This window comes from Chromatiales bacterium (genome assembly GCA_024234935.1).
In the GTDB taxonomy this organism is placed as follows: domain Bacteria; phylum Pseudomonadota; class Gammaproteobacteria; order Steroidobacterales.
This window is the reverse complement of the sequence record JACKNI010000002.1, coordinates 634,345-653,235: the sequence shown is the minus strand read 5'-3', so window position 1 is coordinate 653,235 and position 18,891 is coordinate 634,345. Positions and strand designations below refer to the sequence as shown.

The following is an 18,891-nucleotide window of genomic DNA, read 5'->3' as shown; positions in this document are numbered from 1 at the left end:
CAACCGCCCTGCTCGTGGACGGCTGCCAGTTCCGGGTGCGGGATGCGTCAGGGCTTCCTGAAACGCAGCGCGAAGCGGTCCGTATTGCCGGTCACGGTGCGCCGGCCGACTTCGTAGCGCAGCTCATCGTCCGGTATGTAGTGCAGGTTCGAAGAGTCGTCGAACACGAAGCCCGCAGCCTGCACTTCCTTGATCACCAGCACCGGATCCATGCGCCGCCAGTTCTCGGCGGTTTCCGGCTCATTGTGGCGCCGGGTGTGATCGACGATGCCGTAAACACCGCCGGATTTCAGCGCCGCGAAGACCGCACGGTTGAGGCTGGCACGCGCTGTAGGCGTCAGGTTGTGATAATTGCGGAAGGTCAGTACGAGGTCGAGATTCTTCACCCCCAGGGTGAAATCACCCAGGTCGAACTTGCCCATCTGGCCGCCGGCAGCCGGAACAAACTTGGCATCCGTCGGCGCGACTTTGACTTTGGCCAGCGCCGGCACCGTCTTGATCATCGGCTCGATGGCACGCGCGGTACCGATGGCGACATAAAGCTCGCCTTTGTCCGCCAGCACCGGCGCCAGGATCTTCGTGTACCAGCCGCCGGAAGGGATGAGCTCGAGCACGCGCATATTGTCGCGCAGGCCGAAGAACTCCAGCGTCTGGCGCGGCTTGCGCTCACCATCGCGCGCTATCTCCTCCGGCGTACGGATATCGCTTTTCATCGCCGCTTCGATCTTCTCGCCCATCGGCGTGAACTTTTCCGGCATGAACTGGGCGTGGGCAAGGCTGCCGCACATCAGCAGGAGCGTAGCAATCAGAATCTTGCGCATGATCATCCTCCAGTAGTACTGCGCCGCATCCACATGCGGGCAAGGGTATTGTCACGTTGCACATAGTGGTGGAACAGTGACGCTGCGGCGTGCAGGCCGATCAGCCAGTAGCCGATGGTCCCGACTGTCTCATGAATCTCCTCGATCTGCTCGGCCAGCGGCTTGTCGGTGGCGATGAGTGGCGGCAACTCAAGGCCGTAGAAGGGGATGGGTTTGCCTTTGGCGCTGAGGATCAGCCAGCCGGCGATCGGCATGCAGATCATCAGAAGATAAAGCGCCAGATGCATGGCATGACCGAAGCGCATCTGCCATGCGGGTGGCGCCGGCACGATCGGCGGCGTGCCGCCGCGGAAACGCGCGTAGAGACGGATCCAGACCAGCGCAAACACCGACAGGCCGAGCATGAAGTGCCAGGTCTTCAGGAGTTCGCGCAGATCGCTGCCCTTGGGCCAGAATGTGCGCAATTCGATGCAGGCATACACGGCCCCCAGCAGCGCCAGCATGAACCAGTGCAGGAAGATCGTCGGCGATCCAAAGCGGTCTCTCATGGCAGCGGTTTCTCCCGGTGTCAGCGTGTCTATGCCGGATGCTTTCCGGCTTCTGCAAGTATAGATAAATCAGGCGGTCGCCCGGTGTTCCCCTAAGCGGCGTAGTGTGCCCGCAGCGCGCCGGCAAACTGCTGCATCTGCTCCACCGTGCCCATGCTCACCCGGCACCAGTTGGCGTACTGGGGAAACGGCCGGCCGAGTGCGAAGCCGCGCTCACGCATGGCGGCCAGAAATTCAGCGGCGGGCTGACCAGTATCGAAGAACACGAAGTTTGCGCGCGTCGGCGCATAGGGACGCTTCAGCTCATCCAGTGCTGCCGTCGTGATCGCCACACCTGCAGCCAGATTCTTGCGGCTCAAGGCCTGGAACGGCAGGTCCGTATAGCTGGCGGATGCAGCCGCCAGCCCCAGGCTGCTCGCCGCCACCAGCTTGAGCTTTGCCATGCGCGCGATCAGATCGGGCCGCGCCAGCGCATAGCCGATGCGCAAACCGGCAAGCCCGTGCAGCTTGGAAAAGGTGCGCGCCACGATGACCTTGTCTCCCGCCCGAACGCGGTCGACGACAGAATGCTCGCTCATGTCCGAGGCCAGCTCCAGATAGGCCTCGTCCACCAGGACGCTGATATCGCTGGGCAGTGCCGCGATGAACTCGCGCAGCTCGGCGCCCGACACCATTGTTCCCGTGGGATTGTTGGGATTGCACACGTACACCAGCCTGGTGGCTGGCGACGCCGCCGCACGCATGGCCTTGAGGTCGTGGCGCATCCCGGCATCCAGCGGGATCTCGCGCACGCTGCCGCCGATGGCGCGGACATGATCGGCGACGAAGGAGAAAGTCGGCGTCGCTGCGATCAGTTCACCGCCGCCGGATCCGGCCAGCAACGCCGCGATATGCAGGATCTCCGATGAACCGTCACCGATCAGCACATGCTGCGGGGTGAGTCCTTCGCGTTCCGCGATCAGGGCTTTAAGCGCCATTTCCTCGAAGATCGGGTATTTCCAGCTGTCCGGCACCGCAGCCTCGATCGCCGCCCTTGCCGCCGGGCCGGGCCCATAGGGATTCTCATTGCCGGCAAGACGGATACCGCGCGGGGAATAGGCCGGGGATGGTGGACGCTGTGCGGCACCGGAACGAGGCAGTGCGCCAAGCGCCACGCCTGCGAGCAGCGCATGCGATGCGCCGATGACCGCCCGTCGCGAAATCGTTGTGCTCATGCGAATACTCCCTGGTTGGTGAGTTTGTTCCTGATACATGTGCCGCGCGCGGTCAGTCGTCGCGCTCGATCAACTCGATCTTGTAGCCGTCCGGATCGGTGATGAATGCGATCACCGTGGCGCCGCCCTGTACCGGGCCCGCCTCGCGCGTGACCGCACCGCCCAGCGCTGCCGCCCTGTCACGCACGACGGCGCAAGTGGCCGCGACATCCGGCACGCCGATCGCGATGTGGCCGAAAGCGGTGCCCTGTTCATAGCGCTCGACACCATAGTTGTATGTCAGCTCGATCTCCGCGTGCCCCGGATTGCTGCCATAGCCCAGGAAGGCCAGATCGTACTTCTGCACCGGCCGCCTGGTCGTGCGCAGCAGCGTCATGCCCAGCACCTGCGTGTAGAAGTCGATCGAGCGTTGCATATTGCCCACGCGCAGCATGGTGTGGAGGAGTCTCATGGTGCAATCCTTTTTTGTCTGGTCAAAGACTAGCGCAAAAGGTGCCGGATTTATTTATGTGATCAGCCGTAAATAAATCTGGCACCTTTTTTTGGCACCTTTTTTCCGGTGGAACGCCAGCACGCAAATATGTCTGACACCTTTAGAGCTTCAGCGGGGCGACGTAGCCGGTCATCTCAAGGTAGCCGCGACCGACGGGGCGGCCGGCCTCCAGCAACTCGCTCGCACCTTCCCAGTAGACAGCGCCGGTCGTGGGACTGGAATCGAGTTCCTGGTCGTCCATGAGTGGCCGGGTTTCAAATACCCGTGGGCCGATCGTGATGCGCTGGGCAACCGGCCAAGCGGTGCGGTGACGGGATGAGTTCCAGTAGCGCAGTGGTGTGAATCTGACTTCGGCAGGCGGAACGACCCGCCCGCGACCGGAAGCATCGCGGATCGCGGCGTAAGTCTGGACGGGCGGCTGGCCGGCCTGCTGACTGCGGATCTGAAAGGCGACCAGCGCGCTGCCATCATTGAGGTTCATGCCGATCCAGTCCCAGCCCACCGCATCGGGGGCGAGCGCGGCACTCGACCATTCGTGATCGAGCCAGGCGATGCCGGAAAGTTCCTGCATCCGGTTGGCCCGGCTGAGCTGCGCCTTTACGGTGAGTTGTGGTCGCGAATAGTAGTAGCTCGCCTGCAACGCGTCCGGGCCCTTGTGCGAGAGGCCGCCTTCGCCCTGCAGCCAGGGTGGCGCCGATGCGGCGGCTTCAAAGTCGAGCGTGAAGTCACGTGCGGCGATCTGCGCGTGATAGATGTCCGTGACCGGATCGCGGCGCAGTGTCCAGCCGGACAGCTTCACATCGGTATCGCCGCTCGCGGCTTCGGCAAGCCCGAAACCCGTGCGGGCGATGCGCTCATCCAGCAGCAGCGAGCCACGCGCGGGATCCGTGATCGCGGCATGTGCAATCACCAGCTGGTGAGCGGCGAATGCACTCGGGTTGGCCGGATCCACGTCGGTACGCGTGCGGAAGAAGGTCAGCTGAAAGCCGAGCGGCTTCGCCCTGTCACCGAGCCAGCCGGTGAGATACCACCACTCGGTACGGAAATCAGGATGCGCACCGAAGTCCTGCGGAAATACCAGCGCGCGCGGCACCACTGGCGGATAGCTGAAGGCGGCGCGCACCGATGGTGTGGCCAGGGCAGCAAGCGTCAGCAGCAGTCGGCGACGGCTCAGCATCACCAGTCCTCGTGCACGGCGCGGAGCGGACTGCTGCCGATGGCGCGCCGGCCCGCGATGGCGGCGGTTCCAGTGGCACAAACCAGCAGCGCCGCGATCAGGCCGGCGATCAGGCCGAAGGGCACGATCAGCTGCATCGACCAGTGAAAGGACTGCGGGTTGATCACGCGGATCAGTACCAGCGCAATCACCAGCCCCGCCAGCAGGCCAACCAGGATCGCATTGAGGGTTGCCAGCGTGCCTTCGAGCGCCAGCACGCGCAGGATCTGCGTACGCGTCACGCCGATGTGGCGGAGCATGCCGAACTCGCGGGTGCGGGCCATCGCCTGCGAGGAGAATGTTGCCGCCACGCCGATCATGCCGATCAGGATCGCCGCCGCTTCCAGCACGTAGGTCACGGCAAAGCTGCGATCGAAGATGCGCAGGCTCAGCGCGCGGATCTCGGCCGGTGCGCGCAGCTCGATCACATCGGCAGATTCCAGCGTCGCGAGCAGATCGCGACTCACATCTGCTGCCTTCACGCCGGGGCGCAGCCAGATCGCGGCATCCGTGCGCGTTTCGTCGCCGGTGATGCGCTGGTAATCCCCGGTACGCATCGCCACCGAGCCGAACTGCCGCGCGTAGTCGCGCCAGACACCCATCACGGAGAAGCGCTGCAGGCTGCCGGTCAGCGGGAGCTCGAGTATTTCCCCGGGGCGTGCGCCGTAGAGATCCACCATCGCTTCGGACACCCAGACCGGCGGCGGCATGTCCGGCTGCCACGCGAGTGTGCGGCCGACCAGCGGCAGGGAAGCGCCGGGATCTGCCGCGTCGATGTTGCGTGCGACGACCACCACCGGGGCGCGGTCCGCTGCGAGCTGCAGCGGCATGGCACGCGAGAACTCGACGCGCAGCACGCCGGGGTGTGTGCGTATGCGCTGCAGGTCAGCCGGCGGCAGATACACGTCGGTCATGGACTGCCCGACCCGCGCGTAGAGATCTGCCGGCAACACCTGCACCAGCCAGTCGTCGAGCGTGCCGCGAAAGCTCGACACCATGGTGCCCATCGCCACCATCAGGCCGAAACTGGCAACGATGCCGGCCATCGCAATCGCAGCGCCTCCGGGTGCCTGCACCATGCGGTTGGCGGCAAGCAGCAGCATCGGCATGCGCGTACCGGCTTGCACCGTCTGCAGCCAGTCGGTGAGTGGCCGGGAGACGAGCTGTGCGATGCGCGGCTGCAGCGCAATCGCGCCGATCAATATGGCGCCGATGGACAGATAGGCCGGCAAGGGTATGCCGGCCAGCGGCGGGAGATTGACCAGGACTGCGCCGGCACCCAGCAGGGCGATGCCCGGCCAGACGCGGCCGAGCGGACGAAGCACGTCTTCTTCTGCACCAGCGTGCAGCGCTGCCGCAGGCGGCGTGTGCGCCGCTTCATGGGCGGGCAGATAACTGCCGGCAACCGCTGCGAGTATGCCGAGCCCGCCAAATCCGGCAGCGGTGAGCGGTGGAAAGCCGAGTACCGGCTCGGCCGTGTTGAAGTAGCCGCCACCGAGATCGCCGCCGAGGGCCGCAAGCGCCGCACGGGCGATGGCTGCCCCGGCAAACAGTCCGAGCAGGCTGCCCGCGGCGCCGATCGTGACCGCCTCGGCGATCAGCAATCGCTTCAGCTGGCCACGCTCGATGCCGGCGGCGCGCAGCCAGGCAAACTGCGAGCGTCGGGCCAGCGTGGCCTGCGCCTGCAGCGAAAACACCAGGAAACCGCCGGTAAACAGGGCGACGAGCGCCAGCACATTGAGGTTGACGCGATAGGCGCGGGACAGGTTGGCAAGACGCGCGCTGGCGGCGTCCGGCCCCGCCAGGTTCACACCAGGTGGCAGATCGAGCCGGGTGCGCAGTGCCTCCAGGCTGACCCCATCGCCGAGACGCAGATCGATGCGCGTCAGCCGGCCGAGGCCGCCGAGACGCCACTGCGCAAAGCCCAGGTCCATCACACCGAGCAGGCTGCCGGCACGTACACCGGGCAAGGTACCGCGGACCTTCAGGGCGACCGTAGCGGATCCTGCCTGCACCTCGAGGAACTCACCGGGCTGTACAGCGAAGCGCTCCAGCGCCGAGGGTGAAAGAAAAATTCCGTCACCAAAGACGCTGAAACGCGATACGTCTTCTGCCTGTGCCTGTGGCTGTGGCTGTGGCTGTGGAAGCAGCGTCGGCGAGAGCGGCGCGGCGCGCAGCACATCGATGCCGAGCACGGTAAGGCGCGGCGGATGTTCGTCACCCTTGCCTGGCACCAGTACATCTGTAGCCAGTACCGGACTGGCCAGCTGCACGCCAGGATCGCTGGCCACGCGCGCGAAGAGCTGTTCGTCGAAACCCGTGCGCGAACCCTCGATGACCGCGTCGGCCTCGCCGTTGATCTGCCTGAGCGCCGCGCTGAACTCATTCAGCGCCGAGCTGTTGATCAGGCTCACGGCATAGCCGAGCGCGACACCCACGGCGATCGCCAGCACCTGCACGGCGGTGCGCAGCCGGTAAGTCCAGGCGTATCTGATGATCAGCTGCCACCAGATCCACAACATGTCAGTGAGCGGCCGGGCCTTGCGGATGCAGACGACCCTGACTGAGCAGCAGCACGCGGTCGGCAAGCGCCGCCGCCGCCGCGGAGTGCGTGACGAGCACGCCGGCCGCGCCACGCTCGCGGATCTGCGTGGCCAGCAGCTTCATCAGCGTTGCCGCGGTTTCGGCGTCGAGATTGCCGGTGGGCTCGTCGGCCAGTATCAGCAGTGGCCGGTGCACGAGTGCGCGGGCCACCGCCACGCGCTGCAGTTCGCCGCCGGAGAGTTCACGCGGCAGGCTGCCGGCGCGATCAGCCAGGCCCACTGCGTCGAGCAGTTCGGCGACACGCTGCTGGCGCTCGCCGGCCGCCACGCCGAGCAGCACCAGCGGCAGCTCGATGTTCTGGCCGATACGCAGATGCGGCAGGATATGAAAGGACTGGAACACGAAACCGAGCCGTGCCCGACGCAGGCGCGTGCAGGCATCGTCATCGAGCGTGGCGAGGTCCTGCCCGCCGATCGTGATGCGCCCCGCATCAGGCTGGTCGAGTCCGGCAATCAGGTTGAGCAGCGTTGACTTGCCGGAGCCCGACTCGCCGACAATGGCGACGAGTTCGCCCGGCGCGACGGAAAGATCGAGATGGTCGAGAATCTGCCGGTTGTCGTAGCGCCGGGAAAGCTGGCTGACGGCTAGCGCGAGGTCGGCCATCGGCGATCAGGCGTCTGACAAGTCTTCGGGCGCGTCTTCAGACCCGGCATCCGGCAGCTCGGCCAACGCCTCGTCGTCGACATCATCCGCCAGCTCAACCAGGGCATCGGGCAACGCCTTGCTGGTTTTTGCACCCAGGATCCTGATGTCCATGGCACGCTTGACGAGGTTGCCCCGGCCCGTATGCAGCTTCCTGATCGCGGTGTCCAGCGAGGCGCTGGCCGTCTGCATGTTGCGGCTGACCTTCTCCAGTTCGATGACAAAGGCCACGAAGGCGTCGTGCATCCGGCCGGCCTGCTCCGCGATCTTCATGACGTTGCGGTTCTGGCGCTCGATCCGCCACACACTTTCCACAACCCGCAGCGTCGCCAGCAGCGTGGTCGGGCTGACCAGCACGATATTCTGCTTCCAGGCCGTCGCATACAGATTCTGATCGGCCTGCACCGCAACCAGAAATGCGGGCTCGACCGGAATGAACAGCAGGGTGAAGTCCAGCGACTCGAAACCGTAGAGCGCCGGGTAATTCTTTTCGCTCAGCGTCTTGATGTGCGTGCGCACCGAGAGCAGATGGCTGTCCAGCGCCGCCGCGCGATCGGCATCATTCTCCGCGCTGGCGTAGCGCTCGAAGCCCACCAGCGAAACCTTGGCATCCACGACGATACAGCGCCCCTCCGGCAGCCGGATCACCACGTCAGGCTGCTGCCGGTCGCCGGCTTCATTCAGACGGCTGTCCTGCACCTCGTACTCGCGGCCTTTGACAAGACCGGACATCTCCAGCGCACGCTCGAGGATGAACTCGCCCCAGGTCCCCTGGGTCTTGGCCTCACCCTTGAGTGCAGTGGTCAGGTTCTTTGTGTCCTGGCTGACCTGCTGGTTCAGGTCCATGAGCCGCTTCAGCTCGTCCTTGAGCGAGCGGCGCTCGGTCACCTCGGTGATGTGTGTCGCCTCGATCTTGTCCTGGAATTCCTTGAGGCGTTCGCGGAAGGGCTTCAGGAGTTCGTCGAGCTTGCTGTGGTTGGTCTCGGTGAACTTCGTGGTTTTCTCGTCGAGGATCTTTCCGGCGAGTGCTTCGAAAGCCGCGGTGAAGCGCTTTTCGGTGTCTTCAACCAGCGTCTTGAGACGCGCCTCGTTCTCGGCCTGCGCCCGGGCTGCGGCAGTCAGCTGTGTCTGCAACTCGCCGATCCGGACCGCCTTTTCGCCATCGGCCTGGCCCAGTTCACGGGCCGATTCCAGGGCTTGCGCGTGCTGGCTGCGCAGTTCGGCGAGCTGCATCTCCAGTCCGCGGATCTTTTCCTCCAGGCCCGCCCGTGCCGCTTCGGCCTGGGCCGTGGCGAGGGTCTGCGCCTCGTCGAGCCGGCGCTTTGCCGAGCGGCTGGCGAACCACGCGCCCGCCAGTCCGCCGAGCGCGAGGGCCGGTACGGCCAGAAGTATTGCGGTGAGGGTTGAGGCTTCCATGGCCCCAGTGTACCGGCGGAAACCAAAGCCCGCAGCCGGGAGACAGCAAACAGGAGACGCCTGCAGCTACTGGTAGCGGCAACCTTTGCCGACCAGTTCGTAGGCAACCGCGATTCCAGCCTTGTCGACTTCGTAGTGCACTTCGCAGTCCTTGCGGTCAGGATGGACATAGACCCAGTTGCCATTGGGGAGCTCATAGCGCTTGGTCTGCCAGCCGATGCGAGAGGCGTAGCTTTCGGGTTGCGCGTCTATTGCCTCGAGATTGGTGATGGGCTGGCCAATCCCCTGGTCGGCCCACTCACGCAGGGTGGGAATCTGTGAATTGCAGCCGGCCATGAAGATACACAGCAGAATCGGCAGCCGGAACAACCTGGGTGTGTGCGAGCGCATCTCCCTCAATCCTCATCCGTGGCCATCATGACGGCAGGCACGCCCTGCAGCAGCGCCGGGTAGGTCAGTGCCGCCGCAACCGGCATGCCCGGTATGTTCAAGCCGCCGCGCAGTATGGAACCGAAGTGGCTGCCGCCGAACTGGTCCAGCCGTACCTGAAAGACATCATGCATGCCGGCGATCGCGTTCATGCCGGGTATCCGGTTCATGAAACGACTGAGAGAGCCTCCCTCCTTCCAGAATGAGTTTGGATCAACCACTTGAGCAGCGGCACCAAAATTGATGTCGCCCTTGCGTGGCATGGTAAATCGATCTTTGCCTCGCGCCTCCCCACCCGGCTCCCAGGTCGCGCCATAGTTGACGATTTCCTGATAGCCCCAGGCAAAGCCCGCCGCACCGCCGGCAAACATGAAGCCCTGGCGGAAGTCGCCGCCGCCCGCCTCAGCCAGCACACCACCGGCCGTGCCCGAAAGAAGTACGCGTTCGGCGTTCCAGGCATCACCATAAGCCGCACCCATCGCACCAAAGGCTGCGCCACCCGCGGCACCCACGGCGACGCCGCGCACTTCGCCCGTGGACACGCCACCGGCCACTGCCCCGCCAGCCACTGCGCCAAGCGTATCGCCCGCAGTCAGGCTCGCGGTGGGTGTTGCGGCCATATAGGCTTCGCTGACCGCACCTGCCGTGTAGTACGCAGATACGGCCGCGACGATTTCCCGCCCGTAGTTGCGCACCGTACGCTGCAGCAGACTGCCGACGCCGCGGATCGCCCGCTTGAAGAACTTGCCGATTCGTCCGAACAGGAAGCCGCCCGGATCACTGAGGGAGGCAGGGTTATTGGTCACGTAGGCGTAACGGTTCAGGGTTTGCGGATTGCCGAGCACGCCGAGTACTGGGTCGGGAGTGAGCATCACACCGAGCAGCGGATCCTGCAGCCGCCCGTTCATGTGAATCAGCCGGACGTTGTCCAGGTGTTCATGCCCCGTATAGCCGCGGCGCGTGAACTGTACATCCGCATATCGCGCACCAGCCGGATCAGCTGTCCAGTCGGCATTGCGCCGCTTGCCGAACACATCGAAGCGCGGCGCAATCTGCTGCGGGCCGGTGCCGACGAAGCGGCTCAGTGCATCCACGCTGCCCTGATGATCGCGGTGAATGAAGTAGGCGTCGAAGCTCAGCGGATTCGACTGCTCCACCTGGGACAGGATGGCTTCGCCATTCACGATGATATTGGACTGGTAACGGCGGTTGGTGCCGCTCTGCTGCACCTCGAAGTGCGGCCCGATGTACCAGGTCGTCACGGTGGAGCCGCCGGTACGGGCAACCTGGCGGATACGCTGGCGGTCGGGCCCGTAATCGAACTCGGCGTAGTCGGACGCCCCGTAGTTGATGCGCTTCGGCAGCTGCGCAGCCGTCCAGCTGAGCGTCTTGCCGTTGCGGCTCGTCATGTTGCCGTTGGCGTCGTAGCCGAAGTCGAGACTGCCGGCAGGCCCGCCCGAAACCGCGACCACGGCACCGGGGTGAGCGGCGGCGTAGCTGTAGGTGCCGGCATCGGACTTGCCGTGGATGCGGCCGGCCGGATCGTAGCTGAGCGCCAGGCTCTGCACGCCGTTGCGCCGCGCACTGGTCAGGCGATTCTGCTCGTCGTAGCTGAACTCTTCGCTGATGCCCTGCCGCAGATCCTGACGCTGCAGCAGATTGCCCACCCTGTCCCAGGCATAGCTGTAGTTCTGGCGGTCGGTGCCGAGCCCCGGACCGGTCCTGATCTCGCGCAGGCGGGTGCTCGCCCGGTCGTAGATATGCTGTTCGTCGATCTGGTTGTAGCTGCCCAGCTTTACATGCCGCCGGCGACCGACCGCATCCATCGCCTGCAGGTCGTAGACGCGCATCCAGAAGGAACCGCCACCCCCGATATCCTGTTCGACCACATCGAGATTGCCGGTGTTGTCATAGCGATAGGCCAGGGACACCTGCGCACCGTCCACGGTCTGCGGATAGTTCATGGTGGCGACCCGGCCGAGCGCATCCCAGCCGTAGCCGGTCACGTAGGTCGTGCCATCGATGGTGGTGGCCACCGAGGTCCGGCGGCCGAGGGCATCGTAGCCATACTGCTCGACAAAACCGGCGGCGGTGTTGCCGAGCGGTGCCGTCACCCGCTGCGCCAGGCCGAGCAAGGGCCCGCTCGCTGTATTGAAAGTCCAGATGGTCGGCCCCTGATCGGGATCGTTGCGTTGAACCAGCCGGCCGAGCTGATCGTAGCTGAAGCTGATGGTATTGGCCGGCGAGAGCGCGTCGGTCTGACTGACAAGTTCGCCGAAAGCATTCCAGGCCGAGCTGCGCCGGCCAGTATCAGCTGACTCCACGCTGGTCTGCAGGCCTCGCTCGTCGTAGTTCAGCGTCGTGACATTGCCGCTGGCGTCGCTGAGCGTGCTGATCTCGCCGAACGGCGTGTAGGCACAGGAAGTGGTACCGCCAGCCGGGGAGCTGACCGACAGCAGCCGGCCTTCAGCATCGAAGCTCTGTGTGCTGATCCGGTTTTCCGCATCGCGCACCGTCTGTGTCAGCAGGCTGTAGGTCCAGCGTGTGCTGGCCACGGCACTTCCGGCCTCATCCACCGGCCGGTCTTCGCTCTTCTTGCGGCCGGCAATGTCATGGCGATAGTCCACCCAGTACTGCGACTCGCCGTTGATATAGGGCACGGTCTGTCGCTGTACCCGGCCGAGTGCATCGTATTCGGTGAGCTGACGGCTGGTCTGGCCACCGGTGAGCGGGAATTCGCTGCCCACCGAGCGGCCCCAGGCATCGTTGATGCTGGCAGACCAGAAACCGTCACCGCGGGTCGAGCGAACCTGGTATGCGCCACGGGATGCAAAGCAGGCTCCGGCACAGGGCAGATACTGCACGGTCATTCCCGGGCCGTCGGCACGGGTTTCCTGCTTCATGCGACCGAAATCATCCCACAGCCAGCTCGTGACCAACCCCCGCGGGCTGGTCTCGCTGGACAACAGATCGAGGCCGTAACGCCAGACCCGCCTGATTACCGGATTTGCCTGGCCGTTGATCACTGCTGTTTCAGTCACCGGGCGGTCGCCCCAGGCATCGTAGGTGTAGACCGTCTTGCGCTCGGGCAGCGAGAAATCCGCTGCGGTACGGGTGACTTCGGCGAGCTGGCCGCTTTCGTTCCAGATCTGCATGGTCAGCAGTCGCTCCGCCAGCGGCGCCGGTTCACCGGAAGCCTCCATCTCCTTGCGGCAGGTGTCTGCCGACCAGATATAGCGCGTGGTGCGCCTCAAGGCCGCTGTCTGTGAGTTGTCCCTGGTCACACGTACCACGCTCGGCAAGCCCAGACAGTACTGACCGGTGCGCAGCGAATCGTCGAGCGTCGTGGCCGTAATCGTCGTTGACACCGCCTGACTGGCCGGCGAGCTGACCATTACCGTTTCGGTCACCGGCACACCGTGGTTGGTGTTGAAGGTCCGGATCGTGGTTCTGGTCCGCAGCAGCTGGCCGAGCGTCCCGCCATCCGGATCGGTCTCGTAATCCTCATCGGTCTCCCTGTTCATGAGAACCAGGTGGTAGTCGGCAGCCGGATCGCTGGCCGCTGCGGCACGCGTGTTCACCGCCCAGCCCGGATCGACGACGCTGATCTTGCGCCCATCGCTGCGCATGGTCGTCACCAGATCAGTCAGGCCGATATAGGGAAAGTCCTGGCGATACACGGTTTCCGTATACACGGAGACGCCGTATATGGCGGCATAGCGTGAATCGGTTGCGCGAAGCTTTGCAAAGCCGAGGAAGCCCCGGCCGAGGTGGTCGAGCCGGCCGTTCACGTAGGCATAACTCATCGTGTACTCACCGCCGATGCCGTCATTGGCCGTGTACTTGCTGACCACATGCAGTGCGCCACCGCGCATCAGGTGCTGACCAGCTACATCGGTACCGCTGTAGCTGTAGCCAGCGAAGTTTGTCAGCGAGGCATATTCCGGACGCCAGGTATTGCCCAGGCCATCGCTAACCGAAACCAGCAACCCGGATCGCGGGCCGACCCGCTTGCGCACATGCCAGTGGCCATTGGCCTCACTGAACACCAGATCGGTCTGCCCGTCGGCGTCTGTATCGGCGAGCACAAGCTGGAGCGGACTTGATGGATTGGTGATACCGGAGTCGAGATCGATGAAACGGGCCGGATCGCTGTTGCTGAGCAATGGCGCCGTTGGTCCGCCATTGGCCAGATGCGCGCGCCAGGTCATTGCATCCAGCTGACAGATCAGGTCGTCACGACCATCCCCATCGATGTCGGCAATGCGTATGCTGCCATTGGCAATCGACGACACGTCGACCAACTCTCGCGCAGACCATGCATTGCCCTTGCTGAGCTGGAGTTGCCAGCGCTGCCAGGCATCGCGGCACGCTTTATCCGTGAGTCCATCACCATTCAGGTCGAGCGCAAAGCATTCTTCAGTACTTGAAATGGGCCGCTCGAAGTCGGATCCCATCCACTGAAAATCGGTACCGCTGGAAAGATAAACCTGCACCACGCCGTTCATGTACTGCGCCAGCGGCTTGCGGGTGACAAGCAGATCGTGCCGGCCGTCGCCATCGAAATCGACATTCGCATCAACGGTCGCCGTACTGAGCGGCGCCAGCCCGGACCCGGAAGACTGGACCACGCTGGTCGCGCGCTCCGCCGCGAAGCCGGATCCGGTGTTGGGCCGGTAGTAGAGTGCGTTGTCCTTGAAATAGCCCAGTTCGTTGAGCCCGTCGCCATCGATGTCCAGCACCAGCAGCGCAGGCGCCACGGTTGTAGCCAGGCCGGTGTTGATGCCAGCCGCAAAGCCGGCCCCCGTCGAGCGATAGACATACCAGTAAGGTGAACCCGCAGGCCCGGCCGTGACCAGGTCGCGACGGCCATCGCCATCGTATTCAAGCAGGTAGGCCGGACCATCGGCGGGCACCGAGGTGCTGATGGGCGTGCCGTTATAGGGGTTGTAATCCGCCGTGCTGGCGAGTCGCACACGCCACAGGCGACTGCTGCCGACGGTCACCGGAACCAGTAGATCCATATCACCGTCGCCGTCATGGTCGGCAAACAGGGCCTCGCCGGCCAGTGGATCGGCAGCGCCAGCCGCATCGGACTGGTAGCTGAGCTGGCTGTTCTGCCAGCCGAGAACGGTGTCCGGCAGGCACTCCGTTGGACCGCACTGGCGGAGACTGATCAACTGACCCGGCTGGCTGCCGGTTGGCGCCGCATAGTTCAGCGTCCAGCTGTGCACCAGGGCGAAGCCGGTGCCGGCATCGAACTCATAGCGGATGGCCTGCAGACGCTTCGAGCGCTGCCAGCGCGAGCCCCAGGTATAGCCCGCACGCTGCTGCGTGCCGGGGCGCGACTCGTACAGGAAAACAAGACGGTACCTCGCACCGGCACCGCTTGAGTCGGCGGTCCAGCGAATCCCGGTGGGAACTGCTTCGCCGGTCGCCTGATCGTCGTTCCAGCTGTACAGCACCTGGTTGCCGAACTTGTCGCTGACCTGGGTGATGGCCCACTCGCGGACTTCACTGCCCACGCCCGCGGCCTCGATGCGCGAATCCGCATCGTTGCCGTAGCGCCAGGTCAGTCCGTCGGGGTGCTGCACCTCGAACCAGGCGGGACCGCTGCCCTGCTGGCCATGCGACACGACACGCTGCAGGTTGTTGATCTCGGTACGGTACTCGGCGCCCTCTGCGCCATGGACACCGGACAGCAGCACCAGCGGCTGACCGTCGAGGCAGTAGCGGTCGCCGTTGGTGAAGCGCACACCCTGCATCCGGCCATCGACGGCAATGGTCTGTGCACAGCGGCTGATCTTCGACAGCCCGTCGAGTGTCAGACCGGCGCCGGCCAGGCCATCACCGCCGTGACTGCTGTAACGCAGGCTGATCGCGGGCCGGAGTCCGCCACGACCCGCAGTCACGCTGATCGGCACCGACCAGGTCGCCGCCCCGGCGGGATCGACACCGAACTCCGCGGCGATCCTGCCGACTGCTGCTGCGCTTGCCACCGAACTGGCGAGCTGGCTCAGCAATACGGCGAACAGCAATCCCGATGCACTCAATGTGCGGATCGACCCGGTGCGCTGACCTGCGGGGCAGAAACTTGCGGTGGCGTACGGCATGTCTGTCTCCGGACAATCTCTGGCGGAGGCTTATATGAACAGCCGCACACCCCGCGCAGCGACGTCGATAAGCACGGGCTTCATCCGGTTTCTGGATCGGCGGTGCAATTGTCGTGAAAGACACCGGTAAGCGCCGCGGGCGACAAAAAGCCCGCCCGCCTGAAAGCCGCGGTGCTAGTCTTGAACGCTGCAGAACCCCGATGGAGCGCGCAGCGATGAGGAAGTTTCTGAAGTACGGCGTGGGCGGATTGGTGCTGCTGCTGGTACTGCTGAGCGGTGGCTTTTATGTCTGGGGCGAGATGTCGCTGGCAAGGCCAACCGCGGCGGCACTGGCTGCCATGCAATCGGATGATCACGTGACCGTCGAGGAAGGCAAATACCTGAGCTTCAGGCCCGCGAGCGGCGAGCCGACCCTGGGCGTTATTTTCTATCCAGGTGCGAACTGCGACATCCGCGGCTATGCGCCGGTGTTCCATCGCCTGGCAAACCGCGGTTATCTGGTGGTGGATGTGCAGATGCCACGGAATTTCGCGATTTTTGCACCGGATCGCGCCGACGATGTGCGCGCAGCCTGGCCGAATATCAGGCATTGGGTCATTGCCGGTCATTCGATGGGCGGCGCGATGGCAGGCTATTACGCCTTTCATCACCAGAAAGACCTGGCGGGACTGATCATCTGGGATTCCTATCCGCCCGAACAGGACAGTCTCGCCGACTCGGATTTACCGGTCTGGCACATCCACCGTGCGACGCTCGCCGGGGCACCACCGGAAAAATTCGAGGAGATGCGCCACCTCTTTCCGGCCTCCAGCACCTGGGTGCCAGTGCCCGGCGGAATTCACATGTACTTCGGGTCGTTCGACGGCGGCGGCTACAAGGAACAGTGGACGCCGAAGATCTCGCGCGAGGCGCAGCAGGACATCGTGGTTACAGCCATGCTGAACGCGCTGCAGAAGATAGCTGCGTCGGGACGCTGAGTACCCCCGGAAAGCGCCTCAGGCCTTTTCCGACAGGAACCCGCCGCGTGAGCGGCGAAAGCACACTGTCAGGTACTCGGCTCGCACCAGCCAGCGGAAGTCCGGATCATCGGAAGCGGTGCAGGCGACCACGCGCACCACCGCACTGAGCGGATCACAGCCGAGCTTGAGCAGCTGGGAGGGGACCACCGCACCGACGGTGACAAACTGGAGCCCACCCAGCGAGATGTCGCGCGTTTCACCGCTGAACGGTCCCTGCAGCGGCCAACCATGAAAAAAGCTGAGGGCATGGCGCCGGGCCAGGCGGCTCGTAGCGCGTTTGCCGGTCGTTTCCATGCGCTGACGTGAGGCCGGCCGCAGCGGACTGCCGCAGGCCTCGCACATGGCGTCGCGCGGAATCTGTTCGGTATGGCTGTGTGCTGTGCGGCAATAAATGCAGGCGGGTTGGCGCATGGCCGCCGTGATCGATGTATCGGCCGGGGCAACGGGCTCGGGAGCCCCCTGCCGGTCATATTCGGCCCGCCTGGCGGCATCCATGAGGGTTTGATAGGCCTCATTGATCAGCGTGGCATTCCACTGGTCGCCGCCCAGATCCGGGTGCATACGCAGCTTCTGCATCAGGGTCCGGTAGCTGGATTTGATGATTTCCGTCGGCGCGTCGGGCTGAACGTGCAGGATGCGATAGTAGTTGCGCCGGTTCTCCATGGCTCAATAGGTTAAATTGCCAGCACTGACCGGTCTAGCGTATCCTGCCGTATGGCCGCTTCGAACTCCCTTCACCAGCCTTCGCCGCTGGACGCTGATCCTTTTGCCCTGCAGTCGATCACCAAGGCCGAACCGCCTTCCGGTGTGGACACCAGCAACTGGCACCGTTACGTCATTACACAGGGGCACAACACCATCGTTGGCCACCTGCAGGGCAGTCATGCCAGCATCGAGCGCTCGGTCAAGGAAATCATCGAGCGCCTCAACGAAAGGCGCAGGGGCAAGACCGGCCGGGTACACCTGAGCCCGGGGCGCAAGAAGAAGTCCGCTACGCAGGACGAGTCCTGAGCGGCTTGTCGGCTACCGCCTCGCGGTAGACCAGGCCTAACCAGAACACACCGATCCCGCCAGCGATCGCGTTGGCGGAAGCCGCCGCGATGAAGATGCCGACCAGGCCAAAGAACTGCGACAGCAGCCAGGCCAGTGGCGCATAGACTGCAATGGTTCTTGACATCGAAATCCACATCGCCGCCACCGGCTTGCCCAGGGCATTCAGCGAACCGTTTACGGTCATCGCACAGCCAAGCGCGATATAGCTGATCGGCACCACATGCATTTGCAGTAATGCCGTGTCCCTGGCCGCGCCCTGCAGGCCAAACAGGTCGACGACAAATCCGCCGAACAACAGCAGGAATGCGCCGATGGCCAGCCCGTAAAACAGCGAGAAGCGGTAGGCGAAGCGGATGCCTTCGCGGACACGATCGAGGCGCTGCGCGCCGAAGTTCTGGCCGACAAACGGCGTCATGCCAGCCGACAGCGCCATCATCGCCATCAGCGACAGCCCCTCGATGCGCGAAGCGATACCAAAGCCGGCGACCGATTCCTGACCGAAGGTCGCGATCTGATGCGTGATAAAAGCCGTCGTGACCGGCGAAACGAGGCTGCTGGTCAAGGACGGCAGGCCCACATGCAGGATGCGCCGCCATGAATCCATGATGAGGTGCAGGTCCAGCGCCCTGATATTCACCAGCTGCTCACGATACATCACGAAAAACATCGAGGCGAACATGGTCAGGATGTTTGCTATCACGCCACCCAGCGCCGCACCCTCGATCTCCATGCGCGGGAAACCGAACAGGCCGAAGATGAGTACCGGATCGATGCAGATGTTCAGTATCGCCGCCGTGGACATGATCATCGCCGGCCGCTTGGCATCCCCGGAAGCGCGCAGCACCGAGTTGGCGATCATCGGTGCCACGACAAAGATGCCGCCCCAGTAATAGATGCGCATGTAGCGATGGATATACGGCAGGATATTCTCGTCCGCACCGAGCAGCCGGAACACCGGATCGATCGTCAGCAGGCCGATGGCAAGGATCACCGCACCACACAGCACGCCGAGCAACATCGCGTGCGTGGTAATACGTTTGATCTGGTCACGGTCTTCGGCACCGAACAGCCTGGACACCACCGAGGAGGTGCCGACACCCAGAGACATGGCCATCGCACCGACGATGAAGCTCACCGGAAAGGTAAAGGTGATGGCCGCAAGCTGCTCGGTACTGACCCGCGCGATGAAAAACGCCCCGGCCAGGTTATTGGTGACAATGGCAATCATGCCGAGCATCATCGGCAGCATCAGCGACAGGATCGCCTTGCTGACCGGGCCTTCGGTAAGTCTCGCGCGCTTTCCAGCCGGTGGTTTCATGGTTC

At 64.2% G+C, this 18,891-nt stretch carries 14 protein-coding genes; 2 read left to right on the top strand and 12 right to left on the bottom strand.

What is annotated here, in order from left to right:
- Nucleotides 1-47: 47 nt before the first annotated feature.
- The 10 genes from H6979_08430 to H6979_08385 all read right to left on the bottom strand — a co-directional run bounded on the left by H6979_08430 (nt 48) and on the right by H6979_08385 (nt 15,496).
- Complete coding sequence (locus H6979_08430) at nt 48-821, bottom strand: class I SAM-dependent methyltransferase (protein ID MCP5139869.1); 774 nt, start codon at nt 819-821, stop codon at nt 48-50.
- Nucleotides 822-823: 2 nt separating this feature from the next.
- Nucleotides 824-1,369, bottom strand: coding sequence for a cytochrome b (locus H6979_08425; GenBank protein MCP5139868.1), 546 nt, complete (start codon nt 1,367-1,369; stop codon nt 824-826).
- Nucleotides 1,370-1,461: 92 nt separating this feature from the next.
- Nucleotides 1,462-2,583 (bottom strand): aminotransferase class I/II-fold pyridoxal phosphate-dependent enzyme, encoded by a 1,122-nt coding sequence (locus tag H6979_08420; protein MCP5139867.1) that lies wholly within the window; start codon nt 2,581-2,583, stop codon nt 1,462-1,464.
- Between the two features lie 52 nt (nt 2,584-2,635).
- Nucleotides 2,636-3,034, bottom strand: a complete 399-nt coding sequence (gene gloA / locus H6979_08415) for a lactoylglutathione lyase (GenBank protein MCP5139866.1) — start codon at nt 3,032-3,034, stop codon at nt 2,636-2,638.
- Between the two features lie 142 nt (nt 3,035-3,176).
- On the bottom strand, nt 3,177-4,250 hold the full coding sequence (locus H6979_08410; protein ID MCP5139865.1) for a carotenoid 1,2-hydratase: 1,074 nt from the start codon (nt 4,248-4,250) through the stop codon (nt 3,177-3,179).
- Between the two features lie 2 nt (nt 4,251-4,252).
- Nucleotides 4,253-6,814 (bottom strand): ABC transporter permease, encoded by a 2,562-nt coding sequence (locus H6979_08405; protein ID MCP5139864.1) that lies wholly within the window; start codon nt 6,812-6,814, stop codon nt 4,253-4,255.
- Nucleotide 6,815: 1 nt separating this feature from the next.
- Complete coding sequence (locus H6979_08400) at nt 6,816-7,499, bottom strand: ABC transporter ATP-binding protein (protein ID MCP5139863.1); 684 nt, start codon at nt 7,497-7,499, stop codon at nt 6,816-6,818.
- Nucleotides 7,500-7,505: 6 nt separating this feature from the next.
- Nucleotides 7,506-8,954 carry a DNA recombination protein RmuC gene (gene rmuC, locus H6979_08395; GenBank protein ID MCP5139862.1) on the bottom strand — a complete coding sequence of 483 codons (1,449 nt, stop codon included), beginning with the start codon at nt 8,952-8,954 and terminating at the stop codon, nt 7,506-7,508.
- Nucleotides 8,955-9,020: 66 nt separating this feature from the next.
- Nucleotides 9,021-9,344, bottom strand: a complete 324-nt coding sequence (locus tag H6979_08390) for a hypothetical protein (GenBank protein ID MCP5139861.1) — start codon at nt 9,342-9,344, stop codon at nt 9,021-9,023.
- A 5-nt stretch (nt 9,345-9,349) separates the two neighbouring features.
- The gene (locus H6979_08385; GenBank protein ID MCP5139860.1) at nt 9,350-15,496 is read right to left on the bottom strand and encodes a hypothetical protein; all 6,147 of its coding nucleotides are present in this window, start codon (nt 15,494-15,496) and stop codon (nt 9,350-9,352) included.
- Between the two features lie 215 nt (nt 15,497-15,711).
- Here H6979_08385 and H6979_08380 point away from each other — a divergent pair, with 215 nt between their 5' ends.
- Nucleotides 15,712-16,473, top strand: a complete 762-nt coding sequence (locus tag H6979_08380; protein MCP5139859.1) for an alpha/beta hydrolase — start codon at nt 15,712-15,714, stop codon at nt 16,471-16,473.
- A gap of 18 nt (nt 16,474-16,491) precedes the next feature.
- Here the strand turns inward: H6979_08380 and H6979_08375 are convergent, their stop codons facing one another.
- The gene (locus tag H6979_08375; protein MCP5139858.1) at nt 16,492-17,178 is read right to left on the bottom strand and encodes a J domain-containing protein; all 687 of its coding nucleotides are present in this window, start codon (nt 17,176-17,178) and stop codon (nt 16,492-16,494) included.
- A gap of 51 nt (nt 17,179-17,229) precedes the next feature.
- On the opposite strand from H6979_08375, the gene H6979_08370 reads away from it, so the two are divergent.
- Nucleotides 17,230-17,526, top strand: coding sequence for a hypothetical protein (locus H6979_08370; GenBank protein ID MCP5139857.1), 297 nt, complete (start codon nt 17,230-17,232; stop codon nt 17,524-17,526).
- On the opposite strand, the gene H6979_08365 is transcribed toward H6979_08370, so the two are convergent.
- Nucleotides 17,507-18,886: an MATE family efflux transporter gene (locus H6979_08365; protein ID MCP5139856.1), complete on the bottom strand. Its 1,380-nt coding sequence runs from the start codon at nt 18,884-18,886 to the stop codon at nt 17,507-17,509. The genes H6979_08370 and H6979_08365 overlap by 20 nt on opposite strands.
- Nucleotides 18,887-18,891: the final 5 nt, after the last annotated feature.